Source organism: Sphingomonas montanisoli (assembly GCF_008274695.1).
GTDB lineage: Bacteria > Pseudomonadota > Alphaproteobacteria > Sphingomonadales > Sphingomonadaceae > Rhizorhabdus > Rhizorhabdus montanisoli.
In genome coordinates, this window is record NZ_VTOU01000001.1 from 164,789 (window position 1) to 189,193 (window position 24,405).

Sequence of the window (24,405 nt, forward strand, 5' to 3'; positions counted from 1 at the left end):
TGATGTTCCGGCTCGATGGCAAGATCGCGCTGATCACAGGCGCGGGGCAGAATATCGGCGCAGGCGTCGCCCAGTTGATGGCGGCGCAGGGCGCCATCGTGCTGGTGAACGATTATTATGCCGAGCGCGCGCAGGAGACCGTCGACGGAATCGTCGCGGCCGGCGGCAAGGCGCGCGCGGTGCCCTTCGACGTCACCGATCGCGAGGCGGTGAACGCAGCGGTCGCCGAGATCGCTGCGAATGAGGGGCCGGTCGACATCCTCGTCAACAATGCAGGCAATGCCGGCATCGGCGGTAATATGGGCCAGAAGCCGTTCGCAGAAACCTCGCCCGAGGTGTGGCCAGGCATCTTCGCGGTCAATCTCTACGGCCTGTTCCACTGCTGCCAGGCGGTGTTGCCCAGCATGATCGAGCGGCAGCAGGGCCGGATCATCACCAACACGTCGGGTGCCGGCCAGGCGGGGCTCAACATCGGCGTGTCGGCCTATGGCGCGGCCAAATCGGGCCAGATCGGCTTCATGCGCCATCTCGCGGTCGAAAATGCGCGCTACAACATCACCTGCAACACGATCGCGATCGGCCTCGTCATCGCAAAGCCCAGCCCCGTGACCGAGCCGATGGCCAAGTCGATCCCGCTCAAGCGGCTCGGCAAGCCCGAAGATATCGGCGCGCTCGCGGTCTATCTGGCTTCGGATGAGGCCGGCTGGATCACCGGGCAGACGATCGGCGCGAATGGCGGTGCCTGGATCAACTGATTGCATCGGCCCGCTGGCTGCGATTATCTCGGATTATGGCTCCGACGCCCATCGACCGACTTAGTGACCGGCAGAAGGAATGCCTTCGCCTCGTCTGGCGCCACCAATCGTCAAAGGACATCGCGCGCCACCTGGGCCTGTCCCCCCACACCGTCGACGATTATCTGCGTAAGGCGATCCGGACTCTGGATGCCGCCGACCGCATCGATGCCGCGCGGAGGCTTCATGAGGCCGAGGTCGCGACCCCTCAATCATTGATGCTTCAACCGCAAATCGTTGCCGAAGCGGCGTTTTTCAACGCAGTCTCTCCTCCGGACAAAGCGGACGCATGGGGCATGGCGGGGCATGGACAAGACGGTCTTGGGGACATTTCCACCGGCGAGCCGGCACCATTGGTGCCACTGCCACGACCTCAGACGGGCGAGCGCAACGATCTGAGCGCGACGCAGAAGCTGGCGCGGATCGGCGCGATGGGGATGATCTGGACCGGGGTCGCAATCGCCGCGGCTGGTGGCCTCGCCGCGCTCAAATATCTGATCCGATAGCCGTCCATTCAATGATCGCCGGCAACGCGCTGCCTATGAAGCGGTGCGGAGGGAACATCATGTCCTGTCCCAAAATCGTAACACATCAACAGCTTGACCCCTTGGGCCCCACGGCTATCGATTGGCCTCGTGATCCTCTTTCTCACCTTCATGGCACTGTTCGTCGGCACGCTGGCCTTTGCCGTGTTGTTCGGCGACTGGCCGGAACGCTGGGGGGCGGCGATCTTCGCCGCCGCATGGCTGCTGACGCAGATTGGGATGGCGGGTTTCGATGCGGACAACACGCAGGCCAACCCCTATGTCGCGATCGTCGATCTGATGCTGCTCGTGGCGTTGGTCGTGCTGGCGTTGCGCTGCGATCGTTACTGGCCGATGTGGGCGGCGTCGTTTCAGATCCCATCGCTGATCGTCACCACGCTCACGATCATCGGCGCCAATTCGGACATGCGCGTCTACATGAACGGCACCGCCGTGTGGGCCTGGCTCCAGATGTTCGCACTTGCGCTCGCGACGTGGCGCTATCGTCGAACCCGCGTGAAGGCCACCAGCATCGTCCTGTGAAGGACGCCGCATGAGCACGCTCTACGATCGCGCCCGCGCGCTGATGGAGATGCGGCGGCGGCGCGACACGATCCTGGGTCATGATCTGTTTGGCGAACCGGCGTGGGACATATTGCTCGATCTCTATACGTCCGAGGTGGAGGGCAAGCAGGTCAAGCTGTCCGCGCTCGGCCTGCTCGCCGGGATCGCGCCGACGACGATGATGCGATGGACAGCGGTGCTCGTAAATCGTGGCCTGATCAACCGCTCGTCCGATGATCGTGACCAGCGCATCCGGATCGTATCGCTATCGGATGCCGGCCGCGCGCGGATCGAGCAGGTTCTGATGCATTCGTCGGATTCATAGACGGCCTCGCCTCCGCATCCTCGTCAATTCACCCATGTGCGTTTACTTACGTGACAGCCTGTCCTATCTATTATGTAAACCAGTGTTTACATAAGGCGGGGATTCGATATGGCTGACCAGGATAATCTCGGTTTTTCCCCCGAGGCGCTCAAGGAGCGGTACCGGATCGAGCGTGAGAAGCGCCTGCGGTCCGACGGCAACGCGCAGTTTCACGATCTGAGCGGCGAGTTCGCGCATTTCGATGCGGACCCCTATGCCGAACCAGGCTTCACCCGCGATCCGATCGTGCGTGAGACGGAGACGCTGATCGTCGGCGGCGGCTTCGGTGGCATGTTCGCCGGTGCCCGACTGCATCAGGCCGGGATCGACGACTATCTGATCATCGAGAAGGCCGGCGACTTCGGCGGCACCTGGTACTGGAACCGCTATCCGGGCGCGGCCTGCGACGTCGAAGCCTATATCTACATGCCGATGCTCGAGGAACTCGGCGTCATGCCGACCGAGCGTTACGCCAAGGGGCCGGAAATCTTCGCGCACTGCCAGCGGATCGGCCACCATTTCGACCTCTACAGCCATGCCCTGTTCCAGACGCGCATCACCAGTGCGGAGTGGAACGACAAGGACAATCGCTGGATCGTCGAGACCGATCGCGGCGATCGGATCGCGGCACGTTTCCTGATCATCGCGGGCGGCATGCTCCATAAGGCGAAGCTGCCCAATCTGCCCGGCCTGAACAGCTTCAAGGGCCATGCCTTCCACACCGGCCGATGGGACTACGAATATACCGGTGGCACCCCGCTGACCGAACTCGACAAGCTGGGCGACAAGCGTGTCGCCGTGATCGGCACCGGCGCCACGTCGATCCAGGTCGTGCCCCCCGTCGGCCGTGCCGCCAAGCATCTCTACGTGTTCCAGCGGACCCCCTCGTCGGTGTCGCGCCGCGACAACCGCCCGACCGATCCCGCGTGGTGGAACTCGCTCAAGCCCGGCTGGCAGGCCGAGCGCATCGCCAATTTCGGCAAGATCGTGAACGGCGTGAAGACCGAAGAGGATCTGATTCAGGACGGATGGACCTGGGCCTATTCGGACGAAGCGCAGGATTATGAAAATGATCCGGTCGGCGCGTTCGAACGCCGTCAGATCGCCGATTATTCGAAGATGGAAGCCGTACGCGGCCGTTGCGACGAGATCGTCGAGGACAAGGCGACCGCCGAGGCGCTCAAGCCGTGGTACAACCTTCACTGCAAGCGCCCCTGCTTTCACGACGAATATCTGCAGACCTTCAACCGCCCGAACGTCACCCTCGTCGACACCGGCGGCAAGGGCGTCGAGCGGATCACGCCCAACGGCGTCGTCGTCGATGGCAAGGAATATGAGGTCGACTGCATCATCTTCGCTTCGGGCTATGAACTGACGACCGAATATACCGGCCGCATGGGCTTCAACCCGGTCGGCCGCGACGGCGTGTCGCTCAAGGACGCCTGGTCCGAGGGCGCCGCGACGCTCTATGGCCTCCACGCCCGCGGCTTCCCGAACATGATGATGTACAGCACCGTGCAAGGCGGCTTCTCGGTCAACGTGCCGCAGGTTCTGATCGAACAGTCGGCGCACACCGCGCACGTCATCAAATATGCGCTCGATCACGACATCGAAGTCGTCGAACCGACCGAGGAAGCGCAGAACGAATGGCTAGGCGTCATCCTGAAGCATGTCATGGCGCGCGCCACGATCATGGCCGAATGCACCCCGGGCGCCTACAACAACGAAGGTGCTGCCGACATCAAGATGGCGAAGAACGCGGCCTTCATGGGTGGTACGCCGGCCTTCATCGAAATCCTGAAGGATTGGCGCGCCAAGGGCGATCTCGAGGGCCTCGAACTGCATAAGGGGAAAGCCTCAGCCGAGGCTTGACATCCTGTAGCGGACAATGCCTCCCTCTCCCTTGAGAACTAGGGAGAGGGACTGCATCGATGCAGCGGAAAGACTTCGACAAGATCGCCGAGCGGCTCCGCAACTGGGGCCGCTGGGGCAATGAGGATCAGCGCGGAACGCTCAATCATATCGGGCCGGAGGCGCTGCAACGCGCAGCGACCTCGGTCCAGTCGGGCAAGATGTTCGCGCTCGGGCTCAACTTCGACAAGAACGGCCCGCAGCCGCCGGGCATGCGCATGAACCCGCAGCTCTACATGACCGCGATAGCCCAGGTCATGAATCCCAATTTCCCCGAAGTCGTCTTTTCCGACGACGTCGTCCACATGTCGCTCCAATGCGCGACCCAATGGGATGCGCTCAGCCATGCCCATTATGACGGCGAACTCTATAATGGCTGCAAGGCGTGCGACGTGTTGAGCACCGCCGGCGCCAGCAAGAACGGCATCGAGCATCTCGCCAATCCCGGCATCATGGCGCGCGGCGTGCTGCTCGATATCGCGCGACTCAAGGGTGTCGACCGGCTCGAGCCCGGCACCGTCGTCACCGTCGATGACCTGCGCGCCGCCTGCGACAAGGAAGGCGTGTCGATCCAGGCCGGCGACATCGTGATGGTGCGCACCGGCCATATCGATCACTTCACGATCGATCGAAATATGATGAACTTTTACATGAACAATCCCGGCGTATCGACGGAAGTGGCCGAATGGCTCTACGATCACAGTGCCGCGGCGATCGCGGCGGACAATCTGGCGGTCGAGACGACCCCGATGGAAAGCTTCGGCGGCTCCGAAATGCCGCTGCCTTTCCACATGCTGTGCCTACGCGAAATGGGCCTGCCGCTAGGCGAGATGTGGAACATGTCCCCGCTCGCGGCCGATTGCGCGGCGGACGGGAAATACACCTTCCTGCTCGCCGCCCCGCCGCTCGCGATCACGGGCGCGGTGGGATCGCCCGTCAATCCGATGGTGCTGAAGTAACATCGTTCCTCGTCACTGCGAGGAACCGAAGGCGACGAAGCAATCCACTCCAGGGACGGAGTGGGTTGCTTTCGCTCCGACTTGCAAAGACGAGTTCGAAAATCAGTAGCTGAGCTGGGCGCCCTGCCCCGCGACCGCGACGATCGGGAGGCCGCGCCACGACCAGCCCGCATCGGTGCGCACGAAGCGATAGCGCTCGCCGCTGCCGACGATGCTCGCGATGACCTCGTGGCTCACGCGCCAGCCCTGTGGCTTACGACCTTCGGCACGGGCGCGGGCCAGCGTTTCCAGGGCTTCGGTGATCAGGGTCATCCGACTGTTCTCCGCTTGGGAACTACGTAAGCGGAGATCTGACGCCACCAATCGTTACGGCCAAGTAAACAAGTGCAACGCAAGCTATTGTTGCCCGCCGCCACCCTGCATCTGCGCGAGTTCGCCAAGCCTCTGTTCCAGCTCGGGGCGCCACGGCGCATCGGCCGGGCTGCGCGCGAGAAGATCGCTCCACACCTTTGCCGCGCGATCCAACTGCCCCGCCTGCGCATAGGCAAGGCCGAGAAAGAAGGGCGGCCCGGGATGGTCGGGTGCGAGTTTCCCCGCTCGTTCGAAGGCGAGCTGTGCCGCGGGGGACATCATCCCCTGCCCGTGGATCACCAGCGCATTGCCCAGGCCGACCCACAGATCGGGACTGTTCGGGCGGCGCGACAGACCGCCCTTGATGATCCCGATCGCATAGGTGTTGAGCCCCTGGCGATGGAAGGCGTCGGCGGTGCCGAGCACCTGCGCGTCGGTGCCGAAGCGATCGAGCATCTTGCCGCGTTCGAGCGCGAAGGTCGTATCTGGCAGGTTGGCGGCGGATTCGGGGGGCGGGGTCGGCTTGCCCGGCAGCGCGGGACTCCCTTGCCACGCATAGCCCGCGACCCCGACGAACAAGGCCGCGCCGACCAGCTCCATGCCGCCCTTCGGCAGCCTGCCCCAGCGAAACAGCGCGCCGCCCACCAGCAGAGCGAGCCCCAGAAAGACCAGCCAGCCCGTCACTTGCGATTCCTTCGCTTAAGTCGCCCGCTCACAATCCAGACGCCGATGCCCAGGAACAGGATCGGCATCACCCACAGCGGCCAGGTCAGCGCATCCAGCGGGGGATTATAGCTCACCCAGTCGCCATAGCGCTCGATCAGCCATTTGCGGATATCCTCCGGCTTTTCGCCCTTCTGGATGCGCGTGCGGACCAGCGAGCGCATATCGCCCGCCATCTCGGCATCGCTGTCCGCGATCGACTGCCCCTGGCAGACGAGGCAGCGCAGCGATTCCATCAGATGCTTGGCCGCGGCTTCCTGCTTGGGATCGGGCAGCTGCTCGTTCGTATAAGGCGCAGCGGGCATCAGCGAGTCGGCCAGAAGCGGGCTCGCGGTCGCGAGCAGCAACGCGGCGAGTGCAGCCTTCCTCACTTCGCTGCCCCCAGAGCCGACATGATGCCAGGCACATCCTGCGGCTGGATATCACCGATATGCTGGTGCCGGATGATGCCCTTGCCGTCGACGATGAAGGTTTCGGGCACGCCCGACGAGCCCAGCGCGATCTGCACACTCGAATTGGGATCTCCGCCGATCGCGCGATAGGGGTCGCCGTTACGCGCAAGGAAGCGGGCGAGATCCTCGGGCCGGTCGCGGATCGCGACGCCGTAGATCGGTACGCCCGCCTGCGCGAGCTGTTCGAGCTGCGGCGCTTCGGCGATGCACGGGATGCACCAGCTCGCGAAGACGTTGACGAGGTGCGGTTTCCCGTTCGCCAGTTCCGCACTCGACAGGCCCGGCTTGCCCGGAACCCCGGGCGCGAGCGCGAAGGTGGGCATCGGCTTGCCGATCAGCTGCGACCGGATCGTCTTGCTCTCCGGGCTGATCAACCCGCTCGCGAACACGACGAAGAAGGCGATGAACAGAGCCAGAGGGGCCCAGATCAACAGGCGCCGCATCACACGAACTCCGGCGGCGGGGCGTGGCGGATCTCGCGCCGAATGCGACCGATCATTGCCAGGAAACCACCGAATGCGATCAGCGCGCCGCCCAGCCAGATGAAGGTCACGAACGGCTTCCACCATGCGCGCAGCTGCCACCTGCCCTGATCGTCGGGCTTGCCGACGACGATGTAGAGCTGGCCGTCGAGCACCGTCTTGATCGCCGCCTCGTTCGTCTCGGTCTGCGGCGATGGGAAGGTGCGGGTCTCGGGCTTGAGGAGAATGGGGGCGCCCGCGCCGCGCCGCGCCGTCACGGTCGCTTCGATCGCCGTGTAATTCGGCCCGGCGATCGGCTGCACATCGTCGAGGCGGACGGTATAGGGGCCGACCTTGTGTGTCGCGCCGACCTGCGTCGCCACCAGAGTCTCGCGCGTGAAGGCGCTCTCGGCTGCCATGCCCGCCATGCTCACGGCGATGCCGAGATGCGAAATCACCATGCCCCAGATGAACAACGGCGTGCGGCGCAGATTGCGCTTCCACAAAGGTGCGAGGCTGGCGAGGCCGACGCCGGCCGCGGCGACGAGGCCCAGCAGCGGCAGGATGCGAATGCCCGGCGCAAGCAGGATCACCGCAAGAAACGCAATCGCCGCAACCAGCACAGGAAGCGCGATCCGCTTGGCCACGGCCTTCAGGTCGTCCCGACGCCAGCGCATCACCGGTCCCGCCGCCATCACCGCGACGAGGATCAGCGCGAGCGGACCCGCCGCGCTGTTGAAATAAGGCGGGCCGACCGACAGCTTCTCGCCCGTCAGCGATTCCGCGATCAGCGGATAGAGCGTACCGACCAGCACCACGCCCAGGATCGCCGACAGCAGCAGGTTGTTGATGACGAGCGCGCCTTCGCGGCTGACCGCGTCAAAGCGCGATCCTTCGCGCACGGTGCCGACGCGCAGCGCGAACAAGGCGAGCGCACCGCCGATATAGATGGCGAGCAAGGCGAGGATGAACGTGCCGCGCTTGGGGTCGACCGCGAAGGCGTGAACGCTCGTCAGGATGCCCGAGCGGACGAGGAATGTGCCCACCATCGACATCGAAAAGGCAACCACTGCGAGCATCACCGTCCAGGCGCGCAGCCCCTCACGCGTTGCCAGCACGGTCACCGAATGGAGCAGAGCGGTCGCGGCAAGCCACGGCATCAGCGAGGCATTTTCGACCGGATCCCAGAACCACCAGCCACCCCAGCCCAGCTCGTAATAGGCCCAGTAGCTGCCGGCCGTGATGCCGAGCGTCAGGAGGATCCACGCGCCCAGCACCCACGGCCGCATCGCGCGCGCAAAGGCCGCGCCGACATCGCGCGTCACCAGCGCACCGACGGCGAAGGAGAAGGCGACCGAAAGCCCGACATAGCCGAGGTAGAGCGTCGGCGGATGGAAGGCGAGCCCCGGATCCTGCAGCAGCGGATTGAGCCCCTGCCCTTCGACCGGCGCGGGATTGAGCCGCGCGAACGGGTTCGATGCGAACAACAGGAAAGCGTAGAATCCGAGCCCTATCGCCGCCTGTGCGGCGAGCGTCGCGATCAGCGTGCGCTCGTTCAGCCGCCGCTCGAGGATCGCCACCGCACCGCCCGCGACACCCAGGATCGTCACCCACATCAGCATCGAGCCTTCGTGGTTTCCCCAGGTGCCGGCAAATTTGTAGAGGAGCGGCTTGGTCGACGCGTCATTGGCGGCGACCAGGGCGACCGACAGATCGACCGTCACGAACAGCCAGATCAGCGCGACGAAGGCGATCAGCGTTAGCACACCCTGCACAACCGCTACCGGACGTACGGCCGCCAGCAAATCGGTGCGCCCGCTGCGAACCCCCATGATGCCCAGCACCAGTTGCAGCGCGGCAAGCGCCGCCGCGAGCCACAATGCGGCAAGCCCCCCTTCCGCGATCACTTTTTCAGGCTCTCCGTTTTGTGCATCTCACCCGCTACCTGCGGCGGCATATAACGTTCGTCATGCTTGGCCAGGATATTGTCGGCCACGAAGCTGCCGTCGGGCTGGAACTTGCCTTCGGCGACAACGCCCGAATTCTCCTTGAACAGATCGGGGACAATGCCCTTGAATGTCACAGGGATTGTCTCGACGTTGTCCGTGACAATGAAGCGGATTGTCACGCCGTCATTGTCACGCTTGATCGATCCGCCCTGCACCATCCCGCCAAGACGCACTGCGCGACCCGTCTCGACATGATCGCGCTTCGCATCGGTCGGCGTGTAGAAGTAAGCGGCCTGATCCTTGAGCGCCGACATGGCGAGCAATGCTGCGCCGATGATCGCGACGATCGCGAGACCCGCAAGGATCAGCCGTTGATTCTTTGCCTTCACGGCCTGTCCCGCTTCGTCAGCGCATCGGCTTTCTTTTCGGCGCGGCGCATGGCCGCATAGCTGATCGCGACGATCGCGACCGTGCCGACGATCGTGATCGTATAAGCGGCGATGATGAAGGGCCAATGGTTCATTCGGCGCTCATCCGGCGCAACCGCGCCTCTACCTTCGCCTCGGCCAGCAACGCGCGCATCCGCATCAGCACGACCGCGCCGAACAACAGCGAAAAGCCGAGCGTCGCAATCGGCAGCGGCCACAGGATCGATCCATCGATCGTCGAACCCTTCATCGTGATGCTCTGCCCCTGATGCAGTGTGCGCCACCACAGGACCGAATAATGGATGACCGGAATGTTGATCGCGCCGATCACCCCGAAGATCGCCGAGATGCGGTCGTTGGCTCCGCGTTCGGACCCGGCGGACGACAGCGCCACATAGCCCAGGTAGAGGAAGAAGAGGACGAGCATCGAGGTCAGCCGTCCATCCCATTCCCACCAGGTGCCCCAGGTCGGGCGGCCCCAGATCGACCCGCTGATCAGGCAGATCGCCGCGAACAGTGCGCCGGGCACGGCAATCGCGCGGGCTGCGACGCTGGCCAGCGGATGGCGCCAGATCAGCTGCATCAGGCTCGCCACCGCGATCCCCGTCCAGCCAGCCATGCCGAGCCAGGCCGCGGGCACGTGGACGTACATGATTCGCACGCTCTCCCCCTGCAGATAGTCGGGCGGGGTCACGAACAGGCCCGAAATCAGTGCCGCCACGACCATCAGCCCCCCGCCCCACCCAAGCCAGGGTGTCAGCGGACGCGCGATCGACAGGAAGCGGGCAGGATTGGCGAAGATGTGCACGCAGCGGGGCATAGATCAGCTTCGCCCCGGAGAAAAGGCGCGACTGCTTGCGATCATTGAACAATACGCCCAAGGGGTGCGCACCTGATTATTCCGGCGCGGCATCCTATCCCGATGAGCAACGAGCATAGCCATAATCTGCGCGGCATCATGCTGCGTTGTGGCGCGGTCGTATGCTTCGCGATCATGAGCGCCGCGATGAAATGGGCGAGCGCGGACCACGTGTCCGCGATCGAGATGCTCTTCTTCCGTTCGGCGATCGGCCTGCCCGTGGTCGTCGCCTGGCTGCTTCTCGGCCCGGGCATCGGCATCATCCGCACGAAGCGGCCCAAGGCGCATCTGATCCGATCGATGATCGGCATGTCGGGCATCCTGATGAACTTTCAGGCGCTGATCATGCTGCCGCTGGCCGACGTGACGACAATCGGCTTTTCCGCGCCGATCTTTGCCACGATCCTCTCGGCACTGGTCCTGAAGGAGCATGTCGGCGGGCACAGGTGGAGCGCAGTCGCCCTGGGCTTTATCGGCGTCGCGATCGTGGTGCGACCAGGCGGCGGAGAGGTGCTGTCGCACGTCGGCATCGCGGCGGCACTGCTGGGTGCGATCGGCACGGCCGGCGTAACGGTGACGATCCGCCAGATTGGCAGCACCGAGGAGCCCGGCACGATCGTCTTCTGGTTCTTCGTCGCGTCGGCAATCGTGAGCGGATCGATGCTGCCCTTCTTCGGAAGCGTTCATTCGCTCGAAACCTATGGCGTCCTGGCGATATCCGGGGTCGCGGGCGCCTTCGCGCAGATCCTGATGACGATGTCGCTGAAGGCCGCGCCCGTCTCGGTCGTCTCGCCGTTCGATTATGGGCAGATCATCTGGGCGAGCCTGTTGGGCTGGCTGCTCTGGTCGACCGCGCCCGGCACCAATACGTTGGTCGGCGCCGGGCTGATCGTGTGCGCCGGGCTCTACACTGCCTGGCGCGAAAGCCGGAAGCGGCGGTTGACGATCGCCGCCACACCGCCGCTCGAATAGGTTACGCCGTCGCCAGACGTTCCGGTGCGGGCAGCCGCACCGCCACACCGCCTGGCAGAAGCCCTACCACGAAGCGCCGCGCCACCTGCCAGAAGGCCGAGAGCAGCAGCAGCGCCGATCCGATGATCAGGGCGGTGAAGCCGAATGCCATGTCGACCGCGCCAGCCTGTTGAAACAAGCTCGACAGCGCAAAGAGGACATAGGCGAGCGCGGAGACCATCAGTGCGCGGCGATCGATCGCCAGCGCGACGAACCCGAGTACGAGGTAGAGCGCGACCACGACGCCCCCCTGCCCCGGCGTCGTTTCGGCGCCGTGGAGCAACCCCATCATCGCGAAGACCGGATGGACGATCATCGGCGCTGCCAACAGGTGCAGCCAGAAGGCAACGTCGGCGCGGCGCGTCTGCCGGCGCGTGTCGCTCATGTCCCACCACATCGCCAGCGCGAACACGCCAACGCCACATACGAAGATGATCGCGGTGACATGATCGGAAAGCTGGGGGACTGCGGCGAGTAGCAGGCCGATGACCACCGCGCTCAAGGTCGCGACGCCGACCGCGATGGTGATCGGCACGCGGAACCGCCGCCAATGCAGCCAGACGCCCCCGGCTGTGAGCGCGCCAGACAGCGCGAGCATCACGGCCGACATGCGATCCTGTGCGAGTTCGACCTCGCTGGGGATCAGCATGGTGCCGAAGCCGAGCAACAGGCCGCCGGCAAAAGCCACCAGCAGGATGATGCTGGGCAAAGCCATGCGACGGGTGCGGGTGAAATATTCAGCAAGTCCCCACGCCGTGGCCGCGATCAGGAAGCCCATTGCCGGGGTCGGGCCATGCTCGCTCGTCGCGCCGATGCGGATCGAATGGCCGATCCAGCCCATCGCGACGAGCAGCAACGATGCCGCGATCGACACGAAAATGTCGTTGAAGCCGGTAAGGAGGCGAAAGCTCTCCTCATCGGCGGCCGGGGTCGCGCGCTCACGCGCCACCCATCCGCGGAAATCCGCCGCAGCCTGCGCGCTCAAGGCGCCGGCGTCGACCGCTCCGTCGATATCGCTCTCGCTATACATGCGGCATTTCTCCGATTGCCCAATGTCCGGCTTATAGCATTGCCGTATTATATCAGCAATACACAACACCCGTCATTGCAAGGAGCCGAAGGCGACGCGGCAACCCACTTCGAAACTGCGGAATGGATTGCTTCGCTTCGCTCGCACTGACGAAGGAGAGATTGCTCGCCAGTCATCCCCTCGTCATCCTCCGCCAAAACAGAAGCGGGAGAAAATGGATGCGGATCGAGCCTTTCACGATCGCGATTCCGGACGATCGGCTGCAATGGGTGCTTGGACGTCTTGCCGATGCGCGCTGGCCGACGCTGCCCGATGAGGAACCGTGGCGGCATGGTGTCGACAACACCGACCTGCGCGACTTCGTCGACCATATCGTGAACCATTATGACTGGCGCGCGGAAGAAGCGAAGCTCAACGCCTTTCCGCAATATATGGCGGCCGTGGACGGCCAGGAAATCCACTTCATCCACGCGAGATCCGATCGCGACGATGCGCCAACCGTGCTGCTCAGCCACGGCTGGCCCAGTACCCATGCCGACTTCATCGGCGTGATCGACCGGCTGACCCATCCCGAGCGACATGGCGGCCGCGCCGAAGATGCGCTGCACCTCGTCATCCCCTCGCTACCCGGTTACGGCTTCTCGCCGATGCCACGCCGGATCATCGGCCCGCCAACGTTCGCGCGCCAGTTCGACCGGCTGATGACCGAAGGGCTCGGCCTCGACTCCTATATCCCACAGGGCGGCGATGTCGGGTCGGTGATCTCGAGCTGGATCGCGTGGCGGTCGCCTGCGGTGCGGGCGCTCCACCTCAATTATAACGGCTGGTTTCAGGCCGGACAGAAGCCCGAGACACAAGAGGAAGCTGAGGCGGTGACGCGCTGGAACCACTTGCGCGACGATGACGGGGGCTATTCGCACCTCGCCGCGACCCGCCCGTTCAACCTGGCTTACGCGTTCACCGACAGCCCGTTGGGCGCGGCGGCATGGATCTTCGCGCGCTACAAGCGCGGAATCGATGATTTGTGGTCGGTCTATGACAAGGACGCGCTGGCGACGACGGTGATGATCTTCCTGCTCACCGGCAGCCTGCCATCATCGATGAACAGCTATCGCGGCCTGCGGATCGACGAACAGCGCCCCGCCGACAGCATCATCGACGTGCCGACCGCCTTCCTGCGCTTTCCCGGCGAGATCGCCAGCTTTCCGAGGAGCTTCCTCGAAAAGACCTACACCAATATTGTCCGCTGGACCGACGTGCCCGCCGGCGGCCACTTCGCGGCGTTCGAACAGCCCGAACTCTTCTGTTCTGACCTGCTCGCCTTCTGCCGCGACGTCACCGACGGCAGGTTCGACTAGGCCGCACCTTCCGAATCCAGCGCGTAGCCGGCCGAACGAACGGTGCGGATGATGTCGGCCGCATCGCCGATGTTGATCGCCTTGCGCAGTCGGCGGATGTGGACGTCCACCGTGCGCGGCTCGATGTCGCTGTCACGACCCCACACCGAATCCAGCAGTCGCTCGCGCGAAAAGACGCGGCCGGGATGCTCCAGGAAGTGCTTGAGCAGCCGGAACTCGGTCGGCCCCAATGCGACAGGTGCGCCACCACGGCGAACCTTGTGCGCGGCGGTGTCCATCTCAATATCGGCATAGGCAAGCTGTTCGCCCGCCAGCGCCGGTCGCACGCGGCGCAGCACCGCGCCGACGCGCGCCACCAGTTCGCGCGGTGAAAAAGGCTTCGTCACATAATCGTCGGCGCCGGTTTCGAGACCGCGCACGCGATCCTCTTCCTCGCCGCGCGCCGTCAGCATGATGATCGGCACGTTCGCGGTGTCGGCGACGCGGCGCAGGCGGCGACACACCTCGATCCCTGAAAGCCCCTCGACCATCCAGTCGAGCAGCACCAGATCCGGCGGGCTCTCACGGGCGAGAAGCAATGCTTCTTCGCCGTCTACCGTATGCTCAACCTCGAAATTCTCGCGTTCGAGATGCCAGCGGACGAGTTCGGCGAGCGCCGCATCGTCCTCGACAAGCAGAACATGCCCCCTGCTCATTTCGCGTCCCCCGCCAGTGGATCTTCGCCCTTGGTCCGCTCCGCCATCGTCTGGCCGGTCGCCGCGAAATAAACCATCTCGGCCACGTTGGTGGCGTGATCGCCGATCCGCTCGAGATTCTTCGCGATGAACAGCAGATGGGTCGACGCGGTGATGTTGTGCGGATTCTCCATCATGTAGGTCAGGAGCGTCCGGAAGAGGCTGTTGTAGAAATCGTCGACTTCGCGATCACGCTCCACCACCGCCAGCGCAGCCTGGGCATCGCGGGTGACGAACGCGTCGAGCACGTCGCGGACCATCGATGCGGTGACGCGCCCCATCGACGGCAGCACCGACATCGGTTCCATGCCGCGCGCATCCTGCAGAACGGGCACGCGCTTGGCGATGTTCTTCGCATAGTCGCCCATCCGCTCGACGACCGCCGCGATCTTGAGCGCCGCAAGAATGTCGCGCAGATCGTCGGCCATCGGCGCACGCAGCGCGATCAGGCGGACGACGCGGCGCTCGATCTCCGCCTCCAGTTCGTCGATCTTGCGATCACCCTCCACAACGCGCGCGGCGCTGTCGAGATCGCGATGCTGGAGCGCGGCCAACGCATCGATGATCGCGGCCTCGGCACGGCCGCCCATCTCGGAGACGAGGCCGCGCAGCTCGCTCAGATCCTCGTCGAATGCTTTGACGGTATGTCCCGTGGTCGTCACCATTCCGTCTCTCTCCTCAGCCGTAGCGGCCGGTAATGTAGTCTTTGGTGCGCTGTTCGCGCGGGTTGGTGAACATCTCGGACGTGTCGCCATATTCGACGAGGTGCCCGAGGTGGAAAAAGGCGGTACGCTGCGAAACGCGGGCCGCCTGCTGCATGTTGTGGGTCACGATCGCGATCGCATAGCGGCCGCGCAGTTCGTGGATCAGTTCCTCGATCTTGGCGGTCGCGATCGGATCGAGCGCCGAGCAGGGCTCGTCCATCAGGATGACCTCGGGATCGACGGCGATCGCGCGGGCGATGCACAGGCGCTGCTGCTGACCGCCCGACAAGGCGGTGCCGCTGTCGTTGAGCCGATCCTTGACCTCGTCCCACAGGCCCGCACGCTTCAGCGACTGTTCGACGATCTGCTCCATCTCGCCGCGTGAGGAGGCGAGGCCATGAATGCGGGTGCCATAAGCGACGTTCTCGAAGATCGACTTGGGGAACGGGTTCGGCTTCTGAAACACCATACCGACCCGCGCGCGCAGCTGCACGACATCCATCGACGAATCGTAGATATTCTCGCCATCGAGGCGGATATCGCCTTCCACGCGGGCGCCAGACACCGTGTCGTTCATCCGATTGAGCGTGCGCAGGAACGTCGATTTGCCGCAACCCGACGGACCGATGAAGGCCGTGACCTCGTCGGTCGGAATCTCGATCGAGACGCCTTTGATTGCCTGCTTCGGGCCGTAATAAACGTTCACATCGCGCGCGACCATCTTGATGTCACGTTCGGTTCCCGCCGTGCTGTCGGTCGCGGCGTCCGCGAAATTCTGGGCGTTCATCACCAGCGCCTTTCAAAGCGATTACGAAGATAGATGGCGAGACCGTTCATCGTCATCAGGAAGACGAGCAGCACGATGATCGCGGCCGACGTCTTTTCGACGAAGCCCTTGCTGACTTCGTCGGACCACAGGAAAATCTGGACCGGCAGCACCGTCGCGGGGTCGGTCAGGCCACCCGGGGGTGCCGAGACGAAGGCGCGCATGCCGATCATCAGCAGCGGCGCGGTTTCGCCGAGCGCGCGGGCCATGCCGATGATCGTGCCGGTCAGGATACCGGGCAACGCCAGCGGCAGGACGTGATGGAACACCACCTGAACCCGGCTCGCCCCGATGCCGAGCGCGGCGTCGCGGATCGACGGCGGCACCGCCTTGATCGCATTGCGGCCGGCGATGACGATGACGGGCATCGTCATCAGCGCCAGCGTCAGACCGCCGACGATCGGGGCCGAGCGCGGCAGGCTCATGACATTGAGGAATACAGCGAGGCCGAGCAAACCGAAGATGATCGACGGCACCGCCGCCAGATTGTTGATCGACACCTCGATCAGGTCGGTCCAGCGGTTCCGGGGAGCATATTCCTCAAGGTAGAGCGCCGAGAGCACACCGACCGGAAAAGCGAGCGCCAGCGTGACGAGCATTGTCAGCAGCGATCCCTTGAACGCGCCCCACACGCCCACCATCGTCGGATCGGTCGAATCCGCGCCGACCAGGAAGCTCACGTCGAAGCTGGTGCGGACGTCGGTGATCTTGCGGACGCGATCGAGTTCGGGGTCGGGCGTTCCGCTTTTGGCGGCGCGATCGATCGCGCTCGACGCGGGCACCCAGATATCGGCCTTCCCCTTCAGGATGTCCGGATTATCAGCGACCTTGTTGCGCACGGTGAGCCAGGCGCCTTCCGACAGGATCTTGAAGACCCCGCCACCAAATCGCGCCTGCGCCGATTCGAACAGGACGCCTTCGAAATCCGCGGCGGCAAGAGCGGCCTCGCGGCCCGGGCCACGGAAGCTGGCGGGATCGAGGCGGATCGCAGCATGTGCGAAGTCGACCGGGACGAGGATCTCGGTCCGGCGGAAGCCGCTCGCGCCATTGCCGATCATCGTGACCAGCAGAAAGGCGAGAAAGCCCACCGACAGCAGCACCGCGCCGAGCCCCATCGCGTGAAAGCGGCGTTCGGCGGCGTAGCGATTGGCGATGCGACGCTGCATCACCTTGCCCTTCCAGTCGGTCGGGCGGCGCTCCGGCACCTGGGGAGTGGCGACCGGATCAGTCATAAGCCTCACGATATTTCTTCACCACGCCGAGCGCGACGATGTTGAGCAGCAGGGTGACCAGGAACAGTACGAGCCCCAGCGCGAAGGCGGCGAGCGTCTTGGCGCTGTCGAACTCCTGATCGCCCGTCAGCAGTTGCACGATCTGGGTGGTGACCGTGGTGACGCTGGCGAACGGATTTGCGGTGAGATTGGCGGCAAGTCCCGCCGCCATCACGACGATCATCGTCTCGCCGATCGCGCGGCTGACAGCCAGCAGGACGCCGCCGACCACGCCGGGAAGTGCGGCAGGCACCAGCACCTTACGGATCGTCTCGGATGTCGTCGCGCCCATCGCAAGGCTGCCGTCGCGCATCGACTGCGGCACGGCGGCGATCGAATCGTCGGCCATCGAGGAAACGAAGGGGATGATCATGATGCCCATGACGAGGCCCGCCGCGAGTGCGCTCTCCGAAGAAGCGCCGGGGATGCCGACGGTCGCCGCGAAGCTGCGCAGCGCGGGCGCCACCGTCAGCGCAGCGAAATAGCCATAGACCACCGTCGGCACGCCCGCGAGCATCTCGAGGATAGGCTTGAGCCATTTACGCGCGGTTGGGGGCGCATATTGGGTCAGGTAGATCGCGCTCATCAGGCCCAATGGGATCGCGACAATCATCGCGATAATCGCGCCGATGAAGATCGTGCCCCAGAACAAAGGCACCGCGCCGAATGCGCCCGAAGAGCCGACCTGGTCGGCACGGATGGCCGTCTGCGGGCTCCAGGTGGTGCCGAACAGGAATTCGATCGGCGAAACCTTGGCGAAGAAGCGCAGCGATTCGAACAGCAGCGAGAAAACGATGCCGATCGTCGTGATGATCGCGATCAGCGACGCCGCAATCAGCGCGATCATCACCACCCGCTCGACCGCGGTGCGCGCCCGGAAGCTCGGCGTCAGGCGGAACCACGCATAAGCGCCGCCACCCAGCGCGAGCAGTGCAGCGATACCGAAGCCGATCCAACCAAAGCGCGTCGTCGCCGAACGATAGATCGGAGCCAGCTGTTCCGACACCGGATGGAACCCGCCCGCCAGCTCACCAGAGGCGATCCCGCGCACCTCCGCCATCACTGCCGACCGTTCCATGGGGTCGGCCGGCAATTGCACGGCGGCGGGCGCGGACAGCGTCTCGCTGGCGACCAGGCCCGGCACAGTGGCGGACCAGGCGATGAGGAAGATCAGGGCGGGCACGCCAGCCCATAACGCCACATACCAGCCATGATGACCGGGGCGGCTGTGCGATCGCGCGCTGGTCGCGAACGCGGCGGCCTTGCCACGCGCCGTGAGCCAGGCGACCACGCCCAACGCGAGGATCAGGAGGAGAGCAACGGAAAAGGTCATTCGGTCAATGTCTTCGGATCGAGGATCGTCAGCGCCTTGGCGATCGCGGCGTTCTTCGCCTGCACATCGGCCGGCGCGGCGATCAGGCCACGGCGCGACAAATAGCCTTCCTTGTTCCACGCGGAAGCATATTCCGCGACGAACTCGGCAAGGCCCGGCACGGCGCGCAGATGCGCCGCCTTGACGTAGATGAACAATGGGCGTGCGCCCGGATAGCTGTAGTCGGCGATCGTATCGTAGGTCGGATGCACGCCGTTGAGCGGGATACCGCGCACGCGATCGGCATTCTCCTCGAGGAAGCTGTAGCCGAAGATGCCGATGGCATCTGGATTGGCACCCAGCTTCTGAACGATCAGATTGTCGTTCTCGCCCGCTTCGACATAGGCACCGTCCTCGCGGATCTTGGTGCAGATCGCCTTGAAGGTATCAGGGTCGGTCTTGCTGAGCGCCTTGGTAGCCGGATCGGCCTTGCAGCCGGCGTCGAGGATAAGCTCGGCAAAGGCGTCGCGCGTGCCGCTGGTGGGCGGCGGGCCATAGACCTGGATCGCGGTGTCAGGCAGCGAAGGATCGACATCCTTCCACGTGCGCGCCGTCTGCGGCTTGCCATAAGGCTGGGCCGCGAGCGCCTGGTAAACCTGTGCCGGGGTCAGAGCGATCGCCGACCCCGCCCGGCTTTCGGCAAGCATGATGCCGTCGATGCCAATCTGGAGTTCGATGAGATCACGGACGCCGGCTTTCGTGCATCCTTCCATCTCGGATTTCTTGATCCGGCGCGATGCGTCCTCGATGTCGGGATAAGCCGCACCGACGCCAGAGCAGAACAGCTTCATGCCCGCGCCGGTGCCGGTCGATTCGACGATAGGCGCCTTGAATTTCGGGTTCTTGCGCGCGAAGCGTTCGGCCACTGCGGTCGAGAAGGGATAGACTGTCGACGAACCGACGATGCGGATCTGCTGACGGGATGCATCCTGCCCACAACCGGCAAGGAGCAGGGCCGACGCCAGCACCAGACCCCTAACCAAACGCATCGAAAACCTCCGCCGATCGCAGATCAAATCCTGAGTCGCGTATCGGCCCCCGCGAACTCCCCGCAGCCGCCTATGCTGACCACATGTGACGGGAGCATTACACTAAGTTGGATTGGCGGGGGGAAATGTTACAGTCACCACGGTGCCTTCGCCGAGCTTGCTGGTGATACCGAAGGTCGCCCGATGCCGCTCGACGATATGCTTTACGATGGCGAGGCCGAGCCCGGTCCCACCGACAGCGCGACTGCGCCCCGCATCGACCCGGTAAAAGCGCTCGGTGAGGCGTGGAAGATGTTCCGGGGCGATGCCCTCTCCCTGATCGGTAACCTGCAGGCGCACCTTGCCGTTGACCGGCTCAAGCGCGACCCGGATCGGGGTGCCGGGGCGGCCATATTTAATCGCATTGCCGATCAGATTGTGGAGCAATTGGGCGATCTGAACGCGATCGGCGCGCACATCAGCGACGTCACCGATGTCGAGGGCGATTCGCCCTCCCTCGTCCCGCTGGCCCGATCGGATAACATTCGCCACTTCCTCGATGACCGGCGCGAGCGCGATCGGCGTCTGGGGCGTCGAAAAACGATCGGCCTCGATCCGCGACAGCGACATCAGATCGTCGACCAACTGCTGCATGCGTTTGGCCTCTGCCAGCATGATGCCCAGGAAACGCTGCCGTATCGCTTCGTCCGCGCCCGCGCTCGCATCGCTCAGTGTCTCGATGAAACCAAGCAACGTGGCGAGCGGGGTGCGCAGTTCGTGGCTCGCATTGGCGACGAAGTCGACGCGCATCCGCTCCGCAGCCCAGGTGTCGGTGCGGTCGCGCAGGCGAACGAGGCGCACGCCGTCCGGCAGCTTGTGGACCGACATCAGCCATCTTTTGTCGGGCGCGCCGATACCCACCAGTTCGATGGGGCTCGACGGCGGATCGGTGAATGGCGAGGCGAGCATGTCGGCCGCCGCCGGATGGCGCAGCGCGAGACGGAAATCGCCCTTCAGCCGCTCCTCGCCGAAGATGGCCTCCGCGGCCGTGTTCGCAAAGGCGATCCGCTGGCCATCGATGATCATCATCGGATCGTCGATGGCCGCGATCAGCTCGGCTGCCCGCAACGACGGGGTTTCCAGATCGGACGGTGGCGCAGCCGGTTCGACGGGCCGTGGCCGGGGAGAATCGAGTTCCGGAATCGTCGCAAGCCATAACAGGGTGCCTGCCGCCAGCCCCGCCCCGACCGCCGAGCCTATCGGTGCATCGAGCAGCCAAGCGACGACCGCCGTAGCCGTAAAAATTGCCGCGACCGCCAGCGTGCGCCTCTCGCCCAACGGCCGTTTCTCCAAATCGTCCTGCTGCCCTGTCATAATCGACTAGGCTGGAACTGTTATGAGAAACAATTGTGACATCGACCAGCCCCCCTCGCCTCATTGATGCTTTCGCGGTAAGGACAGCCGCAGTGGCTTTGCGGGGATTGAACATGGCCGAGCGGGACGAAACGGAGCAGACGGAGGTCGCAAGCGGCGCCGACGAGGCCGGAAATCTCCATACGTCGCGTCGCAATCTCCTGCGCCTGACCGCGCTCGGCGGCGCTGCGATTGCGACGGTGCGACCCAATGCTGGCCTGGCCCAGGCCGCGGTCTCCGCGCTCAAATGCCAGATTCCGATTCCCGACAGCGCGAATGCGGGCAAGTGGGTCAAGAATGACGGGACGCTCGTCAAATCGGGAACGGCCAACAGCTACGCCCCGCCTTCAAATCCGTTGAAGGGCGAGGATGTGAAAAACTCGCTCAAATACGGCACGACCTATTCGGGCTACAGCTCGCAGCAAACCAACGCCTATAACAATTACATCAAGAAGCTGACCGTCGGTAAGCAGGGCTATACCTGTTATGCTTCGGTGATGACGCCGCGCTGATCCAGGGGCTGATGGCCCAGAACTCCCGATATCATGCAGAATCGTACGTCGCCCACCCTGTGGTCACGACGGCGGATATGCGGCTGCTGTTTCATCGAGCATCCGGCGAGACGCATCTGTTAGCCGATCCGCTGCCCGACATGCTGATCTTGCTGGGTGAGCAGCCCGACACGATCCAAGGCCTGACCACCCGGCTGTGCGCGCGGCTCGGCGTTGCTCAGGATGAAGAGGCTCATGCCGTCGTCGGCCATCGGCTCGACGAACTCGAAGCCGCCGGTCTGGTCTGGCGCGACTGATGTATCGCTTGGATCTGCGGGTGGGGCCGGTCGGCTATCGGGTCGGATCGGCGTGGCGAAGACCGATCGACGCGCTCCGAAGATTATATGCCGGATATCCCGCGCCCGACGAAGGGCTCGCCACGCTCACCGCGCGCATCGAACCGGAAAAGCCCTGGCGCAGACATTTGCGGCCACAGGTCGCGATCCGGGGGGATTTCGAACTGCCCGATGCGGTGCCCATGACGCTGGACCACGGGCTGCTCGCGATCGAGATGGCGATGAACCTGCAGATCGCGCTGGGCGAGCGGCGGCACCTGCTGCTCCATGCCGGCGCCGTCGAGCGCAACGGCCGCGTCATCATCCTCACCGGCGAATCCGGATCGGGCAAGTCGACCTTGTCGGCGCTGCTGGGTGAGCATGGATGGCGGCTGTTGAGCGACGAGTTCGTGCTGATCGAACCGGGCACCGGTCTTGTCCGTGCCTTTCCCCGCGCGATCAGTCTCAAGAATGCGGCGATCGCCGAGCTGGAGCGCGTGGTGGCCGATCGAGATCGCTTCGGTCCGCTGCTGCGCGCCACGCCCAAGGGCGATCTGCGCCACCTCCGCCCCGCCCCCGACGCCATTGCTCGAATGGACGAGCGTGCGATGCCGGCATTGGTCCTCTTCCCCACATTTGGCCATGCGTCGCAGGCCGAGGGTATGGGACAGGCGGAATTGTTCGCGTTGCTGACGCAAGGCTCTACCAACTATGCCGCGCTTGGCGAGCGTGGGTTCGAGACGATGGCGCGCCTGGCAACCACCGTACCCGGCGTGCGCTTCGCTTATCCCGATAGCGCGGGCGGAATGGCGATCGTCGAGCAGTTCGCCGCGGAACTCGGGATATGAGGGATGCCCTCCCCCTCGTCCGCGCGCTGACCGACCCCGCATCGGTCGACCACATCATGCCCGACGACTGGACCGCGCTCCTTTCGATCGCACGCGCCGAGCGGCTGATCGGGAGCCTCGCGGTACGGTTGAAGGAACGCGATCTGCCTGTTTCGGTGATGGAGGCGCTGGAGGCGGCGCGCGTTCAAGCGGCGTTCGATCATGTTCAGGCGCGGTGGGAGGTCGAGCTGACGCGCCGCCTGCTCGCCCCGCTCGGGATCCGGCCGATCCTGCTCAAAGGCAGTGCGTTCGTGGTAGCCGGACTCGCGGCCGGAGAAGGCCGCATGGTGGGCGATCTCGATATTCTGCTGCCGGCCGATCAGCTGAACAAAGCGGAAGCGGCGTTGCTCGTCGGCGGATATGAGTGGGCGAAGGACGATCCCTACACCCAGGCCTATTATCGCCGCTGGATGCACGAACTGCCGCCGCTGATCCATGCCGAGCGCGGCACGATGATCGATGTCCACCATACGATCCTGCCGTTGACCGCGCGCCCGACACCCGATGCGCCGGCGCTCGTGGCCGATGCGGTGGACATCGCGCCGGGCCTCGCCACGCTCTCCCCTGCCGACATGATCGTCCACGCCGCGTGCCACCTGATCGCCGATGGTGACATGGCGGGGGGCCTGCGCAACCTGTGGGACATCGACCGACTCGTGCGCGACTTTTCGCGGCAGGCGAATTTCTGGCCGATGCTCGCTGAGCGGTCAGGCGTACATCAGATGCGGGAGCCAGTGGCGCGCACGCTGCGCCTGACGCATCAGCTTTACGAGACGCCAGTCGATCATGCAGTGGCCGGACACACGCGCGCCAGCGACGCGCTGTTCGTCCGTCGGCTGCTATCGCGCGATGGATGGGGCCGGCAGACGAACCGCGCGACCCGTCTCGCTTTCTATATCCGGTCGCACTGGATGCGGATGCCGCCGCTGATGCTGGCGCGGCACCTCTGGATCAAGGCGCGAAGCTAGCCGCCCAGGCGCTCCAGCGTCGGAATAAGCGCGTCGTAATGATCGATCAGCGCGCTGGCACCGAGAAGCTCGGGTGCGCGATCCGAGAAGCCGAACGTCACCGCGATCGTCGGTATTCCCGCATTCCGGCCGGTATCGGTGTCGGTGATCGAATCGCCGACATAGGCCGCCCGCCCACCGCCGCATCGCGCGATTGCTTCGAACAGCATCGCAGGTTCGGGCTTCTTGGTCGGCAGCGTGTCGCCCCCGACCAGAGCATCGAACCGCCGCTCCCAGCCCAGCGCATCGACCAAGGCGCGCGCCAACCCTTCAGCCTTGTTGGTGCAGACCGCGAGTTTCACGCCGCGGGCTGCCAGCGCATCGAGCGCGGCTTCGAGACCCGCGAAGATCTGCGTCCCGTCGGCGATATGCGCGACATAATGATCGATGAAGATCGGAAAACCACGCTCGACCAGTTCCTCGGTGGCCCCGCCGGTCGCGCCAAGTCCCTTTTCCAGCAGCGCGCGGGCGCCATGACCGATCATGCTGCGCACGCTTGCCGTCGGGACCGGTGGCCGGCCAAGCTCGCCCAGCGCGTGATTGAGCGCGCCCGTGAGGTCCGGGGCGGTATCGGCGAGCGTGCCGTCGAGATCGAAAGCGACGACGTCGAAGGGAAAATCGGCCATGTCCGCCCCTTGGCCGCGCCGCGACTGCATGGC

29 protein-coding genes are annotated in these 24,405 nt (G+C 64.6%); 12 read left to right on the forward strand and 17 right to left on the reverse strand.

Annotation, left to right across the window (positions count from 1 at the left end; all coding sequences use genetic code 11):
- Positions 1 to 2: 2 nt before the first annotated feature.
- The 6 genes from FYJ91_RS00855 (at position 3) to FYJ91_RS00880 (ending at position 5,116) form a co-directional block, all read left to right on the forward strand.
- The gene (locus FYJ91_RS00855) at positions 3 to 755 is read left to right on the forward strand and encodes an SDR family NAD(P)-dependent oxidoreductase (protein WP_149520396.1); all 753 of its coding nucleotides are present in this window, start codon (positions 3 to 5) and stop codon (positions 753 to 755) included.
- Between the two features lie 35 nt (positions 756 to 790).
- A complete protein-coding gene (locus tag FYJ91_RS00860; RefSeq protein WP_149520397.1) occupies positions 791 to 1,300 on the forward strand; it encodes a response regulator transcription factor in 510 nt (169 codons plus the stop codon).
- A gap of 129 nt (positions 1,301 to 1,429) precedes the next feature.
- Positions 1,430 to 1,861 (forward strand): hypothetical protein, encoded by a 432-nt coding sequence (locus FYJ91_RS00865; protein ID WP_149520398.1) that lies wholly within the window; start codon positions 1,430 to 1,432, stop codon positions 1,859 to 1,861.
- Between the two features lie 10 nt (positions 1,862 to 1,871).
- Positions 1,872 to 2,207, forward strand: coding sequence for a helix-turn-helix domain-containing protein (locus FYJ91_RS00870; RefSeq protein ID WP_149520399.1), 336 nt, complete (start codon positions 1,872 to 1,874; stop codon positions 2,205 to 2,207).
- 108 nt (positions 2,208 to 2,315) lie between these two features.
- Entirely contained in the window at positions 2,316 to 4,118 is a 1,803-nt protein-coding gene (locus FYJ91_RS00875; RefSeq protein WP_149520400.1) for a flavin-containing monooxygenase, read from the forward strand.
- A 59-nt stretch (positions 4,119 to 4,177) separates the two neighbouring features.
- Entirely contained in the window at positions 4,178 to 5,116 is a 939-nt protein-coding gene (locus FYJ91_RS00880) for a cyclase family protein (protein ID WP_149520401.1), read from the forward strand.
- Between the two features lie 102 nt (positions 5,117 to 5,218).
- Here FYJ91_RS00880 and FYJ91_RS00885 read toward each other — a convergent pair whose 3' ends face one another.
- From FYJ91_RS00885 to ccmC, 8 genes are all read right to left on the reverse strand, one after another.
- Positions 5,219 to 5,428, reverse strand: a complete 210-nt coding sequence (locus tag FYJ91_RS00885; protein ID WP_149520402.1) for a hypothetical protein — start codon at positions 5,426 to 5,428, stop codon at positions 5,219 to 5,221.
- Positions 5,429 to 5,512: 84 nt separating this feature from the next.
- Positions 5,513 to 6,151 (reverse strand): tetratricopeptide repeat protein, encoded by a 639-nt coding sequence (locus tag FYJ91_RS00890; RefSeq protein WP_149520403.1) that lies wholly within the window; start codon positions 6,149 to 6,151, stop codon positions 5,513 to 5,515.
- Entirely contained in the window at positions 6,148 to 6,561 is a 414-nt protein-coding gene (locus FYJ91_RS00895) for a cytochrome c-type biogenesis protein (RefSeq protein ID WP_246152343.1), read from the reverse strand. The genes FYJ91_RS00890 and FYJ91_RS00895 overlap by 4 nt, the downstream gene beginning before the upstream one ends.
- Positions 6,558 to 7,085 (reverse strand): DsbE family thiol:disulfide interchange protein, encoded by a 528-nt coding sequence (locus FYJ91_RS00900; RefSeq protein WP_149520404.1) that lies wholly within the window; start codon positions 7,083 to 7,085, stop codon positions 6,558 to 6,560. The genes FYJ91_RS00895 and FYJ91_RS00900 overlap by 4 nt, the downstream gene beginning before the upstream one ends.
- Positions 7,085 to 9,010, reverse strand: coding sequence for a heme lyase CcmF/NrfE family subunit (locus FYJ91_RS00905; protein WP_149520405.1), 1,926 nt, complete (start codon positions 9,008 to 9,010; stop codon positions 7,085 to 7,087). The genes FYJ91_RS00900 and FYJ91_RS00905 overlap by 1 nt, the downstream gene beginning before the upstream one ends.
- Entirely contained in the window at positions 9,007 to 9,441 is a 435-nt protein-coding gene (gene ccmE / locus FYJ91_RS00910; RefSeq protein ID WP_149520406.1) for a cytochrome c maturation protein CcmE, read from the reverse strand. The genes FYJ91_RS00905 and ccmE overlap by 4 nt, the downstream gene beginning before the upstream one ends.
- Entirely contained in the window at positions 9,438 to 9,575 is a 138-nt protein-coding gene (locus FYJ91_RS20475) for a hypothetical protein (protein WP_181008292.1), read from the reverse strand. The genes ccmE and FYJ91_RS20475 overlap by 4 nt, the downstream gene beginning before the upstream one ends.
- Entirely contained in the window at positions 9,572 to 10,288 is a 717-nt protein-coding gene (gene ccmC / locus FYJ91_RS00915) for a heme ABC transporter permease CcmC (RefSeq protein ID WP_149521281.1), read from the reverse strand. Before ccmC ends, FYJ91_RS20475 begins: the two co-directional genes overlap by 4 nt.
- Positions 10,289 to 10,402: 114 nt before the next feature.
- Between ccmC and FYJ91_RS00920 the strand changes: the two genes are divergently transcribed.
- The gene (locus FYJ91_RS00920) at positions 10,403 to 11,311 is read left to right on the forward strand and encodes a DMT family transporter (RefSeq protein WP_149520407.1); all 909 of its coding nucleotides are present in this window, start codon (positions 10,403 to 10,405) and stop codon (positions 11,309 to 11,311) included.
- Position 11,312: 1 nt separating this feature from the next.
- Here the strand turns inward: FYJ91_RS00920 and FYJ91_RS00925 are convergent, their stop codons facing one another.
- Entirely contained in the window at positions 11,313 to 12,380 is a 1,068-nt protein-coding gene (locus FYJ91_RS00925) for a hypothetical protein (RefSeq protein ID WP_149520408.1), read from the reverse strand.
- 218 nt (positions 12,381 to 12,598) lie between these two features.
- Between FYJ91_RS00925 and FYJ91_RS00930 the strand changes: the two genes are divergently transcribed.
- The gene (locus tag FYJ91_RS00930) at positions 12,599 to 13,738 is read left to right on the forward strand and encodes an epoxide hydrolase family protein (protein WP_181008293.1); all 1,140 of its coding nucleotides are present in this window, start codon (positions 12,599 to 12,601) and stop codon (positions 13,736 to 13,738) included.
- Here FYJ91_RS00930 and phoB read toward each other — a convergent pair.
- From phoB to FYJ91_RS00965, 7 genes are all read right to left on the reverse strand, one after another.
- Positions 13,735 to 14,433 (reverse strand): phosphate regulon transcriptional regulator PhoB, encoded by a 699-nt coding sequence (phoB, locus tag FYJ91_RS00935; RefSeq protein ID WP_149520410.1) that lies wholly within the window; start codon positions 14,431 to 14,433, stop codon positions 13,735 to 13,737. The two genes, FYJ91_RS00930 and phoB, sit on opposite strands and share 4 nt — an antisense overlap.
- A complete protein-coding gene (gene phoU, locus FYJ91_RS00940) occupies positions 14,430 to 15,137 on the reverse strand; it encodes a phosphate signaling complex protein PhoU (protein WP_149520411.1) in 708 nt (235 codons plus the stop codon). Before phoU ends, phoB begins: the two co-directional genes overlap by 4 nt.
- Positions 15,138 to 15,150: 13 nt before the next feature.
- Complete coding sequence (gene pstB, locus FYJ91_RS00945; RefSeq protein ID WP_246152452.1) at positions 15,151 to 15,897, reverse strand: phosphate ABC transporter ATP-binding protein PstB; 747 nt, start codon at positions 15,895 to 15,897, stop codon at positions 15,151 to 15,153.
- A 65-nt stretch (positions 15,898 to 15,962) separates the two neighbouring features.
- Positions 15,963 to 17,234, reverse strand: coding sequence for a phosphate ABC transporter permease PstA (gene pstA, locus FYJ91_RS00950; protein WP_149520413.1), 1,272 nt, complete (start codon positions 17,232 to 17,234; stop codon positions 15,963 to 15,965).
- Positions 17,227 to 18,606 (reverse strand): phosphate ABC transporter permease subunit PstC, encoded by a 1,380-nt coding sequence (gene pstC / locus FYJ91_RS00955; protein ID WP_149520414.1) that lies wholly within the window; start codon positions 18,604 to 18,606, stop codon positions 17,227 to 17,229. The genes pstA and pstC overlap by 8 nt, the downstream gene beginning before the upstream one ends.
- Positions 18,603 to 19,634 carry a substrate-binding domain-containing protein gene (locus tag FYJ91_RS00960; RefSeq protein ID WP_149520415.1) on the reverse strand — a complete coding sequence of 344 codons (1,032 nt, stop codon included), beginning with the start codon at positions 19,632 to 19,634 and terminating at the stop codon, positions 18,603 to 18,605. The genes pstC and FYJ91_RS00960 overlap by 4 nt, the downstream gene beginning before the upstream one ends.
- Positions 19,635 to 19,736: 102 nt before the next feature.
- Positions 19,737 to 20,951 (reverse strand): ATP-binding protein, encoded by a 1,215-nt coding sequence (locus FYJ91_RS00965; RefSeq protein WP_246152345.1) that lies wholly within the window; start codon positions 20,949 to 20,951, stop codon positions 19,737 to 19,739.
- A gap of 149 nt (positions 20,952 to 21,100) precedes the next feature.
- Here FYJ91_RS00965 and FYJ91_RS00970 point away from each other — a divergent pair, with 149 nt between their 5' ends.
- From FYJ91_RS00970 to FYJ91_RS00985, 4 genes are read left to right on the forward strand one after another with little or no spacing between them, the layout of a single operon-like run.
- Positions 21,101 to 21,538, forward strand: a complete 438-nt coding sequence (locus tag FYJ91_RS00970) for a hypothetical protein (protein ID WP_149520417.1) — start codon at positions 21,101 to 21,103, stop codon at positions 21,536 to 21,538.
- Between the two features lie 11 nt (positions 21,539 to 21,549).
- Positions 21,550 to 21,834, forward strand: a complete 285-nt coding sequence (locus tag FYJ91_RS00975; protein ID WP_149520418.1) for an HPr-rel-A system PqqD family peptide chaperone — start codon at positions 21,550 to 21,552, stop codon at positions 21,832 to 21,834.
- Entirely contained in the window at positions 21,831 to 22,700 is an 870-nt protein-coding gene (locus FYJ91_RS00980; RefSeq protein ID WP_425473979.1) for an HprK-related kinase A, read from the forward strand. Before FYJ91_RS00975 ends, FYJ91_RS00980 begins: the two co-directional genes overlap by 4 nt.
- Complete coding sequence (locus tag FYJ91_RS00985) at positions 22,697 to 23,707, forward strand: nucleotidyltransferase domain-containing protein (RefSeq protein ID WP_149520420.1); 1,011 nt, start codon at positions 22,697 to 22,699, stop codon at positions 23,705 to 23,707. The genes FYJ91_RS00980 and FYJ91_RS00985 overlap by 4 nt, the downstream gene beginning before the upstream one ends.
- On the opposite strand, the gene FYJ91_RS00990 is transcribed toward FYJ91_RS00985, so the two are convergent.
- On the reverse strand, positions 23,704 to 24,372 hold the full coding sequence (locus FYJ91_RS00990) for an HAD-IA family hydrolase (protein WP_149520421.1): 669 nt from the start codon (positions 24,370 to 24,372) through the stop codon (positions 23,704 to 23,706). The two genes, FYJ91_RS00985 and FYJ91_RS00990, sit on opposite strands and share 4 nt — an antisense overlap.
- Positions 24,373 to 24,405 lie beyond the last annotated feature (33 nt).